This is a genomic window from Lutimonas sp., from assembly GCF_051011215.1.
In the GTDB taxonomy this organism is placed as follows: domain Bacteria; phylum Bacteroidota; class Bacteroidia; order Flavobacteriales; family Flavobacteriaceae; genus Lutimonas.
Map to the genome: position 1 here is coordinate 16303 of NZ_JBPCUJ010000125.1, position 19136 is coordinate 35438.

General features: G+C 38.8%; 8 protein-coding genes. All 8 read right to left on the reverse strand.

Annotated features, from left to right (window positions below):
• Positions 1–48 precede the first annotated feature (48 nt).
• The gene (locus ACR2MV_RS12160; protein WP_434022190.1) at positions 49–1332 is read right to left on the reverse strand and encodes a glycosyl hydrolase family 17 protein; all 1284 of its coding nucleotides are present in this window, start codon (positions 1330–1332) and stop codon (positions 49–51) included.
• The gene (locus tag ACR2MV_RS12165) at positions 1329–4802 is read right to left on the reverse strand and encodes a hypothetical protein (protein ID WP_434022191.1); all 3474 of its coding nucleotides are present in this window, start codon (positions 4800–4802) and stop codon (positions 1329–1331) included. The genes ACR2MV_RS12160 and ACR2MV_RS12165 overlap by 4 nt, the downstream gene beginning before the upstream one ends.
• Positions 4803–4867: 65 nt before the next feature.
• On the reverse strand, positions 4868–6415 hold the full coding sequence (locus tag ACR2MV_RS12170) for a sugar porter family MFS transporter (protein ID WP_434022192.1): 1548 nt from the start codon (positions 6413–6415) through the stop codon (positions 4868–4870).
• Positions 6416–6596: 181 nt separating this feature from the next.
• The gene (locus ACR2MV_RS12175) at positions 6597–8237 is read right to left on the reverse strand and encodes a glycoside hydrolase family 16 protein (RefSeq protein WP_434022193.1); all 1641 of its coding nucleotides are present in this window, start codon (positions 8235–8237) and stop codon (positions 6597–6599) included.
• Positions 8238–8266: 29 nt separating this feature from the next.
• Positions 8267–11452, reverse strand: a complete 3186-nt coding sequence (locus ACR2MV_RS12180; protein WP_434022194.1) for a hypothetical protein — start codon at positions 11450–11452, stop codon at positions 8267–8269.
• Positions 11453–11473: 21 nt separating this feature from the next.
• Complete coding sequence (locus ACR2MV_RS12185; RefSeq protein WP_434022195.1) at positions 11474–12937, reverse strand: RagB/SusD family nutrient uptake outer membrane protein; 1464 nt, start codon at positions 12935–12937, stop codon at positions 11474–11476.
• A gap of 4 nt (positions 12938–12941) precedes the next feature.
• Complete coding sequence (locus ACR2MV_RS12190) at positions 12942–15956, reverse strand: SusC/RagA family TonB-linked outer membrane protein (RefSeq protein ID WP_434022196.1); 3015 nt, start codon at positions 15954–15956, stop codon at positions 12942–12944.
• A gap of 282 nt (positions 15957–16238) precedes the next feature.
• On the reverse strand, positions 16239–19043 hold the full coding sequence (locus ACR2MV_RS12195; RefSeq protein WP_434022197.1) for a triple tyrosine motif-containing protein: 2805 nt from the start codon (positions 19041–19043) through the stop codon (positions 16239–16241).
• Positions 19044–19136: the final 93 nt, after the last annotated feature.

Here is a 19136-nt window from a genome sequence, read left to right on the forward strand (position 1 = left end):
TCCCAAATTACAATTATTATTTTGTCATTGCTTTTAAGGAAAACTAATTTATTCTTTGGTTGGTGGCGCAAAGACCGTGGTCATGAGGGATTCTTTATTTCCATCAAAGGTTTTTGAAATTGCATTGCCATTCCTGCTTAATTCAGAAAAAACTCCATCGTCTACCATCTCCCACAAGGCATATTTAGCCTGACCTTCTACCGTGAATAACCCAAAATGATTCTCGGATCCCAAAGGATTTTTATCATCCTTCCAAGGCTCGTTGAAACCTTCAAAATAAAAACATGAAATACCAGCCTTGTTAGTCCACTCACGCATCAATTTATAATACCTTCCCGCTTTATATTCATCGGTGGCTCTTGATCCTGTTTCTCCATAAAATCCGTTTGATTTGGTGGCCCATCCTGTTTCTCCGATATGTATTGGCTTTTTAACTCCAATGCTTTTCATATAACCGGCAACACTGTCGTATTGAGCCTTGGCAAAGTCACGGGCACGCAACATGGCCGCATCGACCTTTTCAATATCCGTTAATTTCTCATCATCTTCTATGATCCAGAACTCAGGATTGTAATGAGTATTGTGATAAGGATAAGTATGCATAGAGACATAATCAACGGCATCGTATAACTTCTCCAGGTCCTCGGTATGGTACTCAGCTCCGCCACCGCCCCAGGAAGAAAAATCATCAGAGCTTGTAATCCAAAGATCCTTCGGTAATTTATTCGCTGCTTTCAAGTCTTGTAAATAAGTGACCCATTTTAGAATAACTGAAGGTTGCACAAAATAAGTAGCTGCCCAATGCACCATGGCCTCATTCCCAACGGCTATTACTTTTACAATATCCGGATAAGCATTGGCCAATCTGGCTGCTTCTTCAATCTGTGGTTTATTTGCCTCACTTTCTACAGCGTGATCCGGTTCTAAGTCCGTCCAGGCATTTTTACAATCAATCCAGGCTCCCAACATCACATACATTTCAAAACTTGCATCTTCTTTCTTCAGTTCATCAATTGCCTGTAATAAGTTGGCCGCTTGTGGAAGGTGAACCTTATAGGTTCGTACAATTCTTACACCCAGTGCAGACATCAATTTCATATCTTCCTTCAACTCCTCAATGGTAGGCTCAATATCATGATCAACATGCCTGTACCCTCCATAGGACATGGCTAAGTATTCCGGATTTCCGAGAATCTCTGCTGCTGTCATCTCTTTCACCTCAGTATCATTTTCTTCCATCGTTGTTTGCTGATCTTTTTTCGAAGAAGTATTACAACCTACGAATACAACTAGCAGCAGGACCAATAATCCATTCTTTACTTTTATTCTCATTTTATTCTTGAATTTTCTATGGAAACAATAATCTTCTCAATTTCTCCGGTTCTTTCAAACACTTTTTTACTGGTACGCCCATCGAGGCTCAAACTGCTAAAAGTAGAAACATTATTTTTATCATAAACAACCTGTATACCAGTGTGATCTGACACCTGATATATAATCGGGATCTGACAATAGGTAAAACAAAGCGCATCAACACCTACCTTCAAGGTTTGGGGTTTATGATCCAGATCCACATAGTGAAAGGTTTGTGCGCTTGTTAAAAATTCTTCTCTGCGCAATAAGTTGGGTGAAAATGATAATTTTCCATCCCTGACAAAAACACCTAATTCACCAAAACGACTTAGAATGTCCTCCTTCACCTGACCTGTCATACCAGGCTGCTGTGCCCCTTTACCTCCCGGTGTATGAGAATAGGGGTCCGTTGGAAAAGCACCATACAGTTCTGGTGATTTATGTACACCAATTCCTGCATTTGCCTCATAATAATGATCTAATAATCTACCAATGGTTTTTTTATCCACACCATTTTTTATCGCAGCCAAACAGGTTTCCTGAATCCCTAAAACTAATTTAGATACCATATGCCAGTATATAGATCCTAAGCCTTCATATCCAAAAAATGTTCCTGATCTCCCGGTAAATGATTTATGGTCAAAAATACTTTCGAAAATATCCAGTAATAACGGACCATCTTCCTCAACCAGTTTGTCATATTTCTCGGGCAAGTTACCCAACGCTTCTTTTAAACTGTCCGCGTTGTTAAATGCACCATTAAAATGACATACCCCTGCCATATCTTGCTGTACAATCTGAACATTACCATCTTCTAAAAGTTGCTTCAATAACACAGAAGACTCCACCTTTTCAGAGGGAATATTATTCTTCACATCAAATCTTGGCAATTCTTTGTTAGGATAAAGTATGTAGCTATACTGATCATCCCGGAAAAGAGCACTCTTTTTCAGTGCATCAAGAAGTTCCAGAGAATCCGCTCCATTGATATAGCCTGAACTCAACACAGCCACCTGTCCTTCCAACATTTCCGGTAAATACGAAATAGAGACTTCATTCTCATTCTCCACCGTCATCAGGTTATATGCATGGTACAAATTGTCATTCCGCTTGTTTGCCTCAATAGAATGATCAAGGAATTTTTTAGAGATTTCCAAAAACCCCAACAAATCCGCTTTTGAAATAAGTTCTTTATCACTCGAAAAGCCATTATCATAAATACCTAACCTAAAATCACTGGCTGCCTGCCCAAGGCCATCCAGGACAATTTTTCTTTTCTTATCAGAGACTTTTCCATTTAAAATTTGCTGATTCTCTTTAAAGGTAGTCGTCACACGGCTGAAAAACTGTGATAATTCAACCGACACTTCAATGGACTGCTCATCCATCTTTTCAATAATGCCTTCAAAGAAATGCAAAAAGCGTCTCAGGTAATATAAGGTTACCATGGAAACACCATTACCCACAAGAGCATTATTTGCATCATTCCATTCCGGTCGTTGGGTATTCATCCAAATTCCTCCTTCAGGAATAAAGTTCGAGATTTTAGCCAGAACTGTTGCCAGTAACTTCTCAATCAAATTCACTTTATAAATAAAGAAGTTTTCATCTCTTAAAAGAGCTCCGTCAGCTCCCAGTTCCAACCTCTTTTGAGCAATTCTTTCATCAGCCTCATGGTCAAAGTCAATGGTATCCTTTGGGTTCTTCAGGATATCTTCATAACTTTTAATTCGATACGGTACGTTGGCATATACAAACATCTCCTTATCAAAGTAATGTGCCAGTCGATTTGGATAATGATATTCAATAAACTCTAAAAATTTTAAGAGGTAGATGATTTGATGATCTCCCCAGTATCCAATGTATGACCAGGGATCATCCGGCTCAATTGTCTCCCAATCAAACCCGTCTTTTGTAACACGATAAGGATTGTACCCATCAAAGGTCGTCGCATTCAAAAACTTGTGGATCATACTCTCCATAAACTCAGGATAGGAATGAGCCAAGGCTTCCCAGTTTTGAAAAATATCTCTCCAATTCCCTTCATAATCCAATATTTTCGACCCATCTAACTCGTTGGTTGTATTAATCGAAAACTTGTTCCAGGGCCTGCTGGGATCCCCATGTCTGCGACTGAACTTTAATGGCATGTATTCAATAGCCAATCGCTTAAAATTTTTATCCTGATCCTTTTCAGCCAGGCTTTTCAAATGGCTCAAACTGAATACTTCAGGAAGATTCTCAAGAAGTTCTTGCTTCTTTTTAAACACTTTTTTATTGGCAGTTTCCAAATACTGAACAAAATCCCACTTTTCAATTTGATATCCATTATCAAAGATGCCACCACGCATAATATTGAACAAGGTATTGGAAAAGTGTCTTGTATTCATCAATTTATCTGCCGTCAATTGCATTCCATCGGAAGCAGCATTCAAGGCCAATAGGTTTTTTGAACCTAATTCAATGTCGTCCTGTATTATCTTACTAAGATCCTTTTCATGCTGGATCAAATCGGAGATCTCACGAATTGTCACCATGGATTGATTCACATTCGCAACAATGATCCAGTGCTTCTCTTCACCACCTCCCAGGGATACTTCTGTACCAACAAAATAAGCTCCTTTTTCTGCCTTCATATCAACCTCCTGCTCAATTTCACCCCCTTTTCTAAAGGTATCCAATTGCAAGGATGTTAGTAAATGAGTTGGTTTGTCCATCCCCAAAGACCAAACAATACTTGCCTTTAAAGCTTCACTTGGCTCCGCCTTATCCACAATAATCGCACTTAATGCATAGATTCCAATTCCCGATTCTACTTCTAATTCACATTTCTTGTAGGCATCTACTAAATTACTTCTGTCATTTTGTAGGGGAGCATTCACACCATAAGGAAGAATATTCTGCAATCCATCCACCAAACTCACATTGGTTTTCGATTTGGTCGTATTGATCAAGGTTGATTTTCTCACAAACCCAAACCGATCACTTGAATTCCACTGGTACCTGTATATGAGTCCCAGGTCTTTATTAATCTCCTCAAAAATCACCTTGTTACCAAAGCTGTTCTTGTATAAGTTTCTGTGAATTTTATAAATTCCTTCATATTTATCTGAAAAAGGTTCCCACAGATATAATTTGTTATTCTTTTCAACACGAAGTATTGTTTTACTCCCGGTTATCTCAGTTGATTCAGTTATTTTATCATCTGTATAATAAGGAAACAATGAAGATCCTGAATCCTTTCTTCCTGCAGTTAATCCGCCATTGCTTGATATAAACATCCAATGATTCGAATCACTTACAATACTCATAAAAAAGGGTCGCATTGCATCGTTGTTCGAGATCATATAATAATCTTCATTATCAAAAGAAAGTAACTCACCTTTGATTTTCTGTGCCTCAAAAGAAGCTTCGTTTTCACCTAAATAAATTGATTTGTACGTACTCATTACAAAATTATTTTATCATCTACATTCTATTTCTACCGGTCTGATTTCGCCCGGATTTTAAGCTCTTAGCTTCTTACTAATTCCTTTTCAATTTCTTCTAAAGATTTTCCTTTGGTCTCCGGGAGTATTTTCAATAAGACAAAGAATCCTGCCAGGGCAATTAATCCAAAAATTAAAAAACTCATGGCATTTCCCAGATTGGATAATTCCCACGGGAATATGAATTGAACCAACCAACTGACAAAGGAATTGATAAAACCTATCACACCTATGGCCAATCCTCTGTAACGATTGGGGAACAATTCTGATAAGAGGACCCACATAACAGGACCTAATGAAAATGCAAAACAGGCAATAAAACCTAAAACCCCTATCAAAACCAGGTTGGCATTTATTGTCGTTGCAGCCTCTAAAATAGCTCCTTCATTTTTACCGTATGTCTGTGTTCCCAAAGAAGATTTCATGGCGTTTTTAAAGGCCACATCGTTCTCAAATGTTTTTCCTGCATATTGCTCTAATTCCGTTTTTTCCACAAATTCAAAACCAGCTATCTGATCGGCCTCCAGTTTATAGGTGGCAGCATTAAAGCCATAAGCACACAAGAGCAGACTAATGGCAATTCCTGCCAGTCCATAAAGTAACAAGGGACGTCGTCCCATTCTATCGATCAGTAAAATTGCTACGATGGTAAAAACCAATGAGGTAAAACTCAGTAAAACTCCCTGAGAAAATGAGGCATCTGTACCAATTCCTGTTTGTTTAAAAATGGATGTCGCATAAAAGTAAACTGCATTGATCCCTGTAATCTGCTGTAACACACCGATGATCAATCCTACTGTAAGAACAAATCTCAGCGCCGGCTTTAAAAGATCGGTCAATTTGACCTTTTCTTCTTCTTCTTTGCTTTCGGTTGATAAACTGGCCAAAATAGTTTTTGTTTCTTCTTCAGCTCTTTCTTCTCCATGAATATCAATCAAAATCTTGGTAGCCTCGTCATCATTATGCTGCGTAAATAGCCATCTCGGGCTTTTTGGGATAAAAAACAAACTAAAAAAGTAAACCACTGCCGGCAAGAATTCAACCCCTAACATCCAACGCCAGACATTGGCATCTGTCAGGAATGATGACTCACCGCCCGAGTTAAGACTGTTGAAGTAATAATTACTCAAAAACGCAGCAAAAAAACCAAGGACAATATTCAATTGTTGTAAAGACACCAATTTTCCTCTGTTTTCTGCTGATGATATTTCCGCGATATAGGTCGGGGCCAGCACCAAGGCTGCACCAAAAGCTACTCCACCCACCATTCTGGCGATGTATAACATTTCATAGGAAGTCGCATAGGCTGAAAACAATGCTGAAACAGCATATAAAAATGCCACCACGATCAGGATTTTCTTTCGACCGACAATATCACTTAACCTTCCTGAAATCAACATTGCCAACATGGCCGTAAAAGTAGGTGAGCTTACCACCCAACCTGATTGAATATCACTTAGATTAAATTCAGGGCCGGCATATGACATGACTCCGGAAATAATTCCGGCATCAAACCCAAACAGAAATCCGCCAATTGATACTACAAATGCAATGAATATTATTTTTTTTGGCATGGATTTGGTTTTAGGTTCGTATTCTTATCTCTCAACGATATTGAACGATTTAAGAAAAGTATGATTTTAGTCAAATTTAAAATTAATTATTTACTTTTCCTGATACTATTTTGACATTAAACGAAAGGAAAAAGAGCATAAGTCCCATTCTCTTATGCTCTAAATCAATTCCTTTCGACAATTATTGAAATACCCTTACATAGTCGATTTCCATTACAGATGTATCAAAATCAGGATCAATATTTCCTCCAAGATTACCACCCATCGCCACATTTAATATTAAGAATTGTGGGGCTGTATAGGGCCAGGTATTCTCATCTTGCACAGATGGCTTATAGGTATAAAACCTTTCATCATCTATAAGAAAGCTGATTTGCCCTTCAGACCATATAACGGAATACACATGAAATTCAGTCGTTTCTTCGGTTATGGAAGTACTTGCCTTATTAACAGTGTTTCCTGAGCTAGACGGAGTATGCAATGCACTTTGAACCGTGCCAGGATTATTCCCTACATATTCCATGATATCAATTTCACCACATTTTGGCCATCCTACTGTTGAAAAATTAGCACCAAGTGTCCAAATGGCAGGCCAGGTTCCTCCCCCAGCAGCTAGCTTCGCTCTTACGTCAACCCTACCATAAGTGAAATCAAATTTTCCTTCTGTTTTTAAACGGGCAGAAGTATATTCTTCTCCTTCATAATTCTCTTTCTTGGCCGTAATTTTTAATACCCCATCCGCCACAACTACATTATCTGCTCGATCTGTATAATACTGAGATTCAAAATTACCCCAGCCATTTCTGCCGGTTCCAATATCATAATTCCAGTTGGCAGTTGTTGGTGCACCGTCTACATCAAATTCATCCTGCCAGATCAAGTTTGTAAATTCTGGATCAGGGCCAGGTCCACTCCCTGGTTCAATGCTGGTAAAAATATGGTACCATGCCAATCCATTCCTTTGTTGAATCACACGGACTTTCATTTCTGCATCTGTGATCGACATAATCTCATAAGAACTTGAATTCAAAAAATAACTCATAAATCCATCGTTGGTAAAATCCATGTTCACACCCGTTGAAGGATTCACTCCTGAACTAATTGGGCTAAATAAAACCTCTTTATTTCCCGATGTATCATACGGATAACAAGCGTCAAACCCAGGTCCGGGTTCGCCAATTGCATCCTGGATCTCATCGGCATGGAAGAACGTATTTCCTTGATTTTCCAACGTATATCCATAGGTTCCATCGCCATTATCAGTAAAAGTCAGCACATCTTCATATAAACACAAGCCTTCTTTTTCATTCGGTGCCGCAGCATAAAATGTAGGGTCTGAAACAACACCACCAGCATCATCAAACTGAGGCCCGACACCTAAATGTCCTGAAACATCCTGTTTCCAGTACCATTTCTTAGAACTGTTATTTGTTAGTGATTTTATAAGTTCTGAAGGAACTTCAAAATCAACAAATACTTCTATTTCTTCGGTAATGCTAGACGACACGCCACCTTCTCCAAAGGCAACGATTTTTACCAAATACTGGTTTACACCGGTTTTTTTATAGGTATTGGCAGCAACACCATTAGAAGAAACATAGGGATCTTCACTGTCACTGTTACCAAAATAAAAATGATAGTTAAGTGCCTCTGAAGCTGTTGCCTGAAAGCTAACAAGTCCAGAACCATCTGAGGAAATGTCTGCAGTAACCGCCAGGTTTGTGGGTACGTATAAGGTACCCAACTCAGGAATTTCCTCCTGACATCCGTTGATGACAAATAAGGCCATCAGGGTAAATACGATTTTATTGATTGTTTTCATATTAAAGTCGTTTATACGGTTAGACATTTCTAGTTATGAAAATATACGTTATCAACATATATAGTATTGTTTCCGGTTGGTGCTCCAACCAAAATAATTTGCGCGATATTTGCTCTGGTCGTCAAGCCTGTAAAATCGGAAAGATCCAGGTCTAAACTCACCCACTCTCCCTGAGCAGGACTCGTGATGGTAATTTCATGCTCCACGTCATCTCCACCTCCGTCATAGGCCCCATTCGGTCCGAAATCAACAAGCTTCACTTTGAATTCCGTAAAGTCTGCTGACCATACATCCAAATGAAATTGTGTCATGGCCGAAGCATCAATCTGAGAAGTTACAGTTTCAATCCCAACAAAATCCAAAGCGCTGTATTTTTTAGCAGCATTTCCATCAACCATTACATCTTCGAGTGTAGCAGATGACCAATCGGTTCTCCACGTATCCACTGTCACAGCATCGTAGGCTTCACTAAACAATGAAATTACATTTGCTGCGGCCAAACCTGGGGTTGGAGCCGCTGTTGTTGGCTCAGTGGCAGGAGTTCCTCCTCCGCCTCCGGAACTAGTTGCAAAGAAATAAAGGTTGTCGATATAAATAGCTCCTCCAACATTTGGCTGAACATCAAATTTAAACTGAATGATATCATTTACGTTCATTCCCTGATCGGTAAAAGCCGTAAGTGGAATATCTATGCTATTCCATTTATTGGCCTCCAGCATTAGGTTCACACTTTTCTCTCCTGAACCGGCACTGATCAAAAAGAAGGGTACTTCAGTATAATCATCCGACCAGACATCAATATGAATATTGCCAAGTGCAGACGCATCTACTGTTGAACCTATGGCAATTCCCTGGTAGTTCATGTTTGCGTATTTTATCGCAGCATCTCCCATTAAATCGATTTGCTCAAAGCTAGTAGATTGTCCCCAGTCCGGGAAAAAGTCTGTTCCAGCAACATCTGTATAGGCATCACTAAAAATAGAAGTCACGTCAGATTCCGCTGGTGTTGGCATTGGTGCCGCCATATCCGGACCTGATCCGCCTCCGCCTGAAGACGCCGACAAGGTGATATTATCAAAATAAACAATGTTTTCCTGGGTTCTTGCATCGAAGTCCGGGAAAACAACGATCGCATCAATATTTGTTGATGAAGCCTCTCCTATTTTACCTGAAAAATCAAATACAATCTCTTCCCATTCATTTACCTTCGTATTCTTAATTTTTATTTCTCCTGTTGAAGCCGCATTCGCTTCAAATTTTAGACCAACATCACTGATCACTGATTTCCATACCATAATAGAAACTGTACTGTTTGAAGCGTCTAAAGTAAAAGGCTGCGCCAATTTAGTTACCGTTCCTGCATAATCTGCACCGCCAAGTGGCGCTGTAAATTTAGCTACAGTGGCAGTTGTATTCGCACCAGATGCATCTGGATTGGCGATTACCTCTAAAGGAGGCGTATCAGCTTCAAAAACATCCCATTTTGAGCTTGCTCCAGTTTCTGGAGTTTCAAAGTCTATTGGGAAACTTGTTGGTCCTGTTGGTCCGCCACCATTATCATCTCCCGCAACCTGCTTCAGGTTGTCAAAGTAATAAACGGCATCATCACAGGCGTTATTTCTATCAAAATAAACAATAATACTCTTAAAAGTTTTATCTGAATGTGCAGAGAAATCAAAAGTTAACTCCTCCCATTCGCCAACTTTGGTCATCTCCTGATCGATGGCTACCAATGGCTCTGTATTTGGGAACGGTTCAAACTCTAATTGTAATGTTACCGTTGTTGTTTTAGATTCACCATAGACCATCAATTTGAATGCTTTGTTCGTTGCCGTTGTTAAATCAATAGCATTGTCAAGTCCTTTACCAACACCAGACCATGTTTCACAACCTGCTGATTTGATATAACTCTGTACATTACAACTTTCATTGATCCCAGTCGTATTCGGATTATCAACGATTTCTGAGGCAATATTTCCAAATGGCTCAAAACTATGCGCGATGTCTTTTGTCTTAAAAGTCCAGTTAATATCACCTGCAGCCGGATCAATATTTTCATCCATTTCTGCAACACAACTCAGGTCAGCGGCCTCTTGTTCTATATCATCTAAATAGAATGTTCCTGCTGCTGTTCCAGGACCGTCAATAAAAATAACCATAGTGCCGTACTTTCCGGTAGGTACGAAAGGCTCTCCCGCACCTTGATTACCGTCGATATAACTCTTAACCGCGTCGGTTGCAAAATTAAAGCTGAGTAATTCCCATCCTGTACCACCATGAGTAGCAGTTACTTCATTTTCACGTGCTCCGTCTTCACCACCTTCAAATTTCAATAACACTGGTAATTCAACATTCGACCAAACCTTGATCATAATGGTTTTATTGTCTCCACCAAAATCAACCGGAGTGCCTAAAGTAGCGGCTACGCCTTCCCAGTTCACACCGGAATTTGTAACTGCACCTACTTTCGATTCTTCTGTATTTACACCTGAAAGATCTGGGTTGTCCACTACTTCAAAAGTTGTTCCGTTAAATGTTCCAAATGCATAGTTTACAGAAGGATCATCAAATGTAATTGGTAATGCCATCGCTCCTGAAGCCTCGCCAATAGTAATATCCTCTGAAGATTCTATTGTTTCGGCACTTGCTCCAATCGCTACTACTCTTACGGTATAATCACCGGAAGCTTCGTAGGTATGTTCAATTTCACTGTCTGGCATCAGTTGAGATGGTTCTTCATCTTCAACATCACCGAAGTATACTTCAAACATCGTTGCATTATCTGCGCTTGCACTTACCTTTATTATTTTGGGGTTAGGATTGCTTTGATCTATAACCACCTCAAGATTTTCAGGGGCACTGAATGAGATATTAATTACCTGAGTAAATTCACTGGTTAAGTTCGTAGAACCAACTCCTATGACTCGAACACTGTATTGACCTTCGTCATATACATGGTCTAACGATCCTCCGGGAGTAACCACTTCCGGCGTTTCGTCTTCAACATCTCCAAAATAAACATTAAATGATTGGGCTCCTTCACCTGAAGGAGTTACCGTTACCACACCTGAATCATCCTGAGCAATGTCAAACACGCTCGTTACGTTCGTAGGGGCTGATATTTCTTGAAAAGCATAAGAAACATCGTTTTTTTCACAAGCAACAAATGCCGATCCAAAAATAATTAATACTAAAAGGGTTTTTAAATATTTCATCTTTCTTCTTTTTTATATTTTTTAATAACCGGGGTTTTGTGCCCAACGATCTCCTGCTAATTCTATTTCTATGGAAGGAATTGGGAACAATTCGTGTTTCCCACTTGTAAATCCTTGTATTTCCTGTGCAGCTCTGCCAGTTCTCACCAAGTCAAAAAACTGATGCCCTTCACCTAATAGCTCCAATCGTCTTTCCTGGTAAATGGTATTGGTTAACTCAGTACCTGTCTGTGTAACTTCAGGTAATCCGGCTCTTACTCTTACTCGATTTAAGTAAAGTAGCGCCTTACTGTCATCAAGCCCTCCTCTGTTATAAGCCTCTGCCGCCATCAATAAAACATCGGCCAAACGAATAGCTCTGTAATTGTTTGGATTTGTTAAATTGGCATCTCCAGTATTGAGATCTCCCTGACGAGCAATGTATTTTCTATTGAAAAACCCTGTATGCTCATACCCTTCAGCATAAGTTGCTCCGGTTTCTGCCGACCAAGCTACGATATCAAGTATCGCAACATCCTTTCTCTGATCGATTTCTTCATATTGATCTGCCGCTTCCTGGGTAGGAACGTTAAAACTGAATCCTGAATCAAACGTAGGACCGCTGTAGTTTCTGATGCCATTAAATCCGACGGCTACATTCCCTTCACTACATTGAAGACAACCAAACCCGGCTCCTTCTTTATCCGTGTATTGCACTTCGAAGATTGATTCCATATTGTTTTCACCTTCTTGTTCAAAAATGGTATTATAATCATCAATCAAATCGTAAGGCCCGGCAATAACCAATTCAAAGGCTCCTGCTGCATCAGAAAATTTGTCCTGATACAAATAGATCTTGCCTAAAAGTGCCTGAGCGGATCCTTTTGTCGCACGACCTGTTTCTGATTCTTCCCATGAAACCGGAAGATTCTCTGCAGCAAAGATGAGGTCAAGCTCTATTTGCGCATATATTTCAGCCTTTGGCGTTCTATCCAATTCAAATTGATCTCCAAACTGAATTCTTTTATCAATCTGAAAAGGAACATCTCCAAACCACTTTATCAATTCAAAATAATAATAGGATCTTAAAAAACGAGCCTGTGCCAGTACGATGTTTTTATTTGGAAAATCTGTTTTATCCTGAAATTCCATAATGTAATTCGCTCTGTTTACTCCAGAGTACATCCATCCCCAGATATCTCTGAGTTGCTGGTTTACCGGCGTATGAATCATATCATCAATTTCCTGTATTCCAATTACATCATTGGCACTTTCACCTCCAGCAAGCGTATTGTTGGAAGCGATCTCACCCAGCATAACGTTGATATAGGAAGATTGAAGCAGGTCGTAGGCTCCTATCAAAGCTTCCTGATAATCTCCTTCACTGTTGAAGAAATCTTCCGAATTCTGATCCTTTGATTCCACATCCACAAAATCATCGCTACAGGCTGTAAGTGCAGCGAAAGCGAATACAACTACTATTGTTTTTATTTTAAGTGTTTTCATTTTTTTAAAATTTTAGATTTACACCCAACATATAGGTTCTTGGAATCGGATAGAAACCTTGATCAATTCCTCCTCCAATCGGTTCTCCTGTAGATGCTGATGGATCAAACCCTTGATACTTTGTAAATGTATAGGCATTGTTTACAGATGCATATAACCTGAATTTATTAAGCGCTTTTGAGTTATCAGTATCAAATGTATATCCCAATTGAATATTCTGAATTCTCAAATAAGAAGCATCCTCTACATAAAAGTCTGAGAATAATCCGTTTGAATTTGCTCCTGTTGTTACCCTTGGGAAAGAATCTGTACTTCCTTCACCCGTCCATCTATTCAGAAAATAAGAGCTTCTGTTTGTCAATGGCTGGTTTCGCTCATAATTTCGAACGATCTCATTGCCGATGGAAGAGAATAAATACATGCCAAAATCCCAACGTTTATAGTTCATCCCAATATTCATACCCATGGTCCATGGGGCAATTGGATCACCGATATATGTTCTGTCCTCTTCATTGATCTGCCCGTCATTGTTCGTGTCAACATATCTCAGGTCGCCCGGCGCTGCATTGGTTTGCGTAGCATGACTATCCACCTCTTCTTGATTTTGGAATACTCCATCCGTTTCAAGTCCATAGAAATAACCCATAGGCTGTCCCACTTCCATTCTTGATGGCGGTTCCTGTCCCACACCGAATGAACCTCCTGGTACAAAAGCATTTTCACCTGCTACAGCTGTTACCTCATTTTGTAAGTAGGTCATGTTAAAGCTAACATTGAATTGAAAATCATCAGAGAAATCATCCCGGTAGGCGATAGAAAATTCAAAACCTTTATTATCTACAGAACCAGCATTTACAATAGGCGGTCTTGATCCTGGTGCACTCGCACCTAAAATTCCAGATACCTGAGGCACCAATAGCAGATCCTCAGTTGTTTTATTAAAGTAATCCATGGTAACATCTATTTTATTATCCAAGAATTTCATATCCAGACCAACATCAAATGTTTTTTGCTTTTCCCATTGAATCTCGGGATTTGCCAAAGCACCTTCTGCCTTTCCATAGATTAATTCGTCATTGAGAACATAGGTTCCTTCTCCATTGAGCAGCGATACGTATCCATAATCGGCAATTCTATCATTACCCACAATACCATAACTTACTCTTAACTTCATGAAATTCAACCACGAGCTTTTCTCCATAAAGGATTCATCAGTCATTACCCAACCTGCCGAAACAGATGGGAAATATCCTGCCCTGTTTTCAGGACCAAATCTCGTGGAAGCATCTCTTCTTAAAACAACAGATAGTAGATACTTTCCCTTATAACCATATTGAACTCTTGTAAAATAGGAAAGTAATCTGGTGTCATATGTATCACCTCCGTTGATATAGTTATCCTCTATATCTGAAGCGTTTTCCAAACTTGCATTTTCATATGAATTATCTGGTATGTCAAAACCTGTGAACCCCGACAATTGTCCGGTTTCCTGTCTCACCGACATTGCAAGTAATGCTGTCAGGTCATGAGTTTCATTCCAATTGTTTTTATAGGTAATAAAATTATCCCAGGTATAATCTCTATAAATATTCTGATACTCATTGACGCTATTTCTTGTCACATTGAATACTTTTCCTGAACCATAATATACTTCAGGCATAAACACCTTTCCATTTACTTCGGAATAATTAAATTGAATTCTTGATTCGGCAGAAAAATTTTCTAAAAAAGTATAGTTAAGTCCTAATACACCACTAATCTTATCTACATAGGTATCATTATAGGTGTTTTCTATTTGTGCCACAGGATTGATCACTTCATTCCCTAAGCCTTCAGCGAGTGTGTAATCTCCATTGGCATCCCTGACCGTTAAATTAGGCGCCATGTTCAGGGCATTGAATAAAACGGATCCCAAAGTATTTTCAAGAAGATTCTTTCTATCGGTATTCGTATATATGGCTGAAGTAGTTAATCTGAAATTTTTCAAAAAATCTAAATTATAGTTAACCCTTCCTGTAAATCGTTTAAATCGAGCGTCGCTGCCTCCAACAATACCATCTTGAGTTAGGTAGGAGGTTCCAACTGATAGTTTTGAATTTTCCCAACCTTTATTAACTGCAAAGTTTACATTGGCAATCGGGGCCGTTTGAAAAATTTCATTTTGCCAGTCTGTACCGGTACCCAATTGGGTAAAATCCAAAAACGGAGGCGTACTTCCTCCTGCTACATAACTTTCGTTTACCAAAACACCATATTCAGTGGCATTTAACACGGGTATTTCCCTGGTCGTTTGCTGGACTCCTGCATACGTATCCAGATCAAAAGTTACATCACTACTTTTAGAACCTGTTTTGGTGGTAATCAGAATCACACCATTTGCTGCTCTAACACCATAAATACCTGCTGTGGCATCCTTCAGTACATTGATACTTTCAATGTCATTTGGATTGATAACGCTCAGGTCTTCAATCACGTTACCATCTACAAGTATTAAAGGATTATTGTTACCATTTGTAGTCACACCCCTTATTCTAATGTTGGAGGCACTACCAGGAGACCCGGACTGCGCCGTAATACTCACACCGGAAACCTGTCCCTGTAAGGCTTGTTCCACCCTGACAGGATTTAATTTCTCAATTGTTTCCGATCCAACAACTGCAACAGCACCTGTGATTTCTTTTTTGGCCTGGGTTCCATAACCGATCAATATTACTTCATCCAAAGATTCTGCATCTTCTATTAACGTAATCGTTAAAGGATCTCCATTCTCAATGACCATTTCATATTCCTGAAATCCGACATAAGAAAAGACCAGCACGGAAGAAAGTGGTACATCTTCCAGGACAAAATTTCCATCAAAATCGGTGGCTGTTCCTGTACTTGTACCTTTTATCAAAATACTCACACCTGGAAGCGGTGAATCAGCATTTTCATAAACCGTTCCTTTCACTGTTACATTTTGAGCCGATAAGCCTGCAACAACAAAGAGGAAAACGAAAAAAATTATTTTTGATTTCATACAATTATATTTGAAGTTGAAAATTAATCGACTCAAACCGCAATTCCATAAATCAAGCCTATACAAAAAGCATACGTTTGATGCTTTACGGAAGATAATTAAGTATATAATTATGATAAAATAGTATCAATTGTGCGCAAATACTAGGGTTCTGAAGACATGATACCAAACTTGAAAATCAAAAAAAAAAAAATCAATGATGTATCCGAAAACAAGGGTTTACGCTATAATGTTGTGGTAATGTTGTAGTAAATTTCAGAATTTTTTAACAGTTGTAGGGGCTTAAATAGCCAAAATGTACTCAATAAGGTTTTCTGAATGCTCTAAATTCATTTTTTTTCTTAAGCGGTAGCGTTTAATTTCGACACTTCTGACAGAAATATTTAACAAAGGAGCTATTTCTTTTGAGCTTAGATTCAGTCGCAAAAATGCACAGAATTTTAAGTCATTCGCCGTTAGGCTGGGATGAAGTTTCTTTATCTTATGCAGAAAGTCTTTATCAGCATTATTAAACGCTTCTTTGAAAAACTCCCAATCATTGTTATTACTGAGATTCTGATCAATAACCTTGGCTACTTCTTTTCTTGATGCACTATTTTCGAGCTGTAAAAGATCATTCTTTATTCCTTGGAGCAACTCATTCTTATTGATCATACTCATGGCTGTGGTTGCCAATTCTCGATTCTTACTTTCCAGCTCAATCCTCAACTGATCATTTTTAATCTTCATAATCTCTTGCTCACTTTCCAAGCGGTTAAATTCCAGCTGCTTATTGTTATCCTCGATCAGTTTGGTTCGTTGCCTCCTGTAATACACAACAAACAATCTATTAATAACAAGCATGGCTGTTAAAAAAAGTAAAACATAAGAAACAATCGCCGTAATTGACAAATACCAAGGTCTGCTCACCTTAAAATCCAGTGACGCTGTGTTTTCTGTCAAGGAATTGCCTACACGCCCTCGAATCCGTAAACTATAGGTGCCAAAAGGTAAGTTCTCCAATGATATAAATGGCTCCGAATACCATTTACTCCATTCATCATCGAAACCTATTAACCTATATTGATATTTCACTTCTGCATAATTGTCATATTCAGGAATACCGTAATAACAGATCAAGTTATTCTCATCATAATTAAAAGTTAGTTCTTGACTTAAATCAAGTTTTTCATTGTCTTTATGAAGAAATTTTTGCAAAAAACTATTGATTGTTATACGATATTCTTTTTCATGGCTTTTTTTCAAATCAAGAATTGAATAGCCATTCGACGATCCAATAACATAATTTCCGTCTGACAGTAATGAAATGCTTTCATAACCCAATACTCCTTGATTCCTTCGAAAGAACGTTGGAATAGGTAATTGCATTTTTTTTGGTGAACCATCAAAAGTATCAGGACTCAGATAGATAAGATTATTTGCTGAAAATCCCCACAATCGGTTATTTTTCTTGTCTGTAATTAACTTTCCCGAGATAGGATCCATCGGATTATAAAACACCGCTGTTAACAGGCTGTCTTTCTGCATTTCCAATGTCTTCTTGTCAAAATTAAAAACACCTTCACTGGAAGAATATAAAATTCTATTCCGAAATTTAAACACCTGTGAGTCTACCCCCTTGGGCTCAAGGTTAGCGACTTTTTTGACAGAGGTAAAAGTCGGATCCATATCGATGATATGAACTCCACTGTATTCATGATTCATCAGCACCTTTTCAGGGCCTGCAAATTCAAATGATTTTGATGAAATTTCGAAACCCTCTATTTTCCCTTTAAAAGTCCATCTTCCATTTGACTTTTCTAAAACACTAAAACCGTCATAATTCCCCTGTAACAACAGATCATTATGCTCAGGAACTGTTTTTACTTCCCAGGTTCCGGAACCAGCATAAATATGTCTTGCATTAAAGCCATCTATGATAAAGGTCCCTTCATTATGACTGCAAATTAATACATCTGACACGCTGGAGAGGTTCCAAACCTGCCCCGACGTTCCTTTCAGGAGCCGAAAGTCTTGTGAGCTCCCTAATTCTCTTGCAAAAAGACCTTGGTTCGTTCCTAAATACAAGATACCCTGATGCTCCAGCGATGTATACACTGAACCGAACTTCCCTTTTGAATCTGTATAAACCTTAAAGGCAGATTCTAAATTAATCGTACTTATACCATTATCAAGTCCCAGCCATAAATTATCATCAACATCTTGAAATACAGTCAGAACTGTATTATTCACCAGTCCATTTTCCTGATTCATCCGCTCTAAGGGTTTTCCATCTTTGTCCAGACGTATATATCCTTTAGAAATCGTTCCCAGAACAAAACCACCATCACTCAGCTTTTGACTGGAATACAGGGTCAGATCCGTTTCATTTTTCAATGCCTCCACCTCCCAAGCTGTCAACACCCCTTCATCGAAATGGTAAAAATCTCCACGCTCTGTTAACAGCAGTAGCCGGTCTTTATCATGGTAAAGACCAACTATAAAATTATTCAATAAGATTTTATCCGAGGATTCAAGTACCGGCTTTCCATTTTGTATGCTGTACAAGCCTCCATCACCTTTCTGCAGAAATAATTTATCCTTCAGGTTGAATATTTTTGCCCTGGACACTTCAAAATCGACAATTTTAAATGTCTTTTCTTCCGTATGGTATATATATAACCGATCCAAGGTCTGGAACAAGATCCATTTATCTCGAGAAGTAATATTCCAAACATGCTCATCTTCTATAAGAGGCACTGATAACTTATCTATTAAAGAGGTGTAGATCAAATCTCCGAATTGATCCCTTTGCCAGAAACCAAATTCCATAAAACATCCAGAATAGATCAAACCATCCTTCTCATAAACGGCTCGAATGATCGTACCGTTGGGAGATGGATATAAGGTCCATAAAGAGCCGTTAAATTCTAAAAGACCATTGTTATTTCCAAAATACAGGTGTTTGGAGGCATCTTGTGTAATTGACCAGTTTTGGTTTCCTGCATTATAATCTATCGTACCATAATTCTGTACAGGAGGAAGTTCCTGACCTGTCAGTCCTAAATGAACTAAAAATAGATAAATGGTAATTAAGATACACCTCATGCCTCTTCCCTTCATTTTTAAAGCATTCCGCTACCAACATATGCACAATTGCAAAATCAACCTGTTCAATCTGTCGATTTGAATAGTAGCAAA

Coding starts and splice junctions, on each gene's coding strand:
- ACR2MV_RS12160 (WP_434022190.1), bottom strand. CDS start 1,332: ATGAGAATAAAAGTAAAGAATGGATTATTGGTCCTGCTGCTAGTTGTA.
- ACR2MV_RS12165 (WP_434022191.1), bottom strand. CDS start 4,802: ATGAGTACGTACAAATCAATTTATTTAGGTGAAAACGAAGCTTCTTTT.
- ACR2MV_RS12170 (WP_434022192.1), bottom strand. CDS start 6,415: ATGCCAAAAAAAATAATATTCATTGCATTTGTAGTATCAATTGGCGGA.
- ACR2MV_RS12175 (WP_434022193.1), bottom strand. CDS start 8,237: ATGAAAACAATCAATAAAATCGTATTTACCCTGATGGCCTTATTTGTC.
- ACR2MV_RS12180 (WP_434022194.1), bottom strand. CDS start 11,452: ATGAAATATTTAAAAACCCTTTTAGTATTAATTATTTTTGGATCGGCA.
- ACR2MV_RS12185 (WP_434022195.1), bottom strand. CDS start 12,937: ATGAAAACACTTAAAATAAAAACAATAGTAGTTGTATTCGCTTTCGCT.
- ACR2MV_RS12190 (WP_434022196.1), bottom strand. CDS start 15,956: ATGAAATCAAAAATAATTTTTTTCGTTTTCCTCTTTGTTGTTGCAGGC.
- ACR2MV_RS12195 (WP_434022197.1), bottom strand. CDS start 19,043: ATGAGGTGTATCTTAATTACCATTTATCTATTTTTAGTTCATTTAGGA.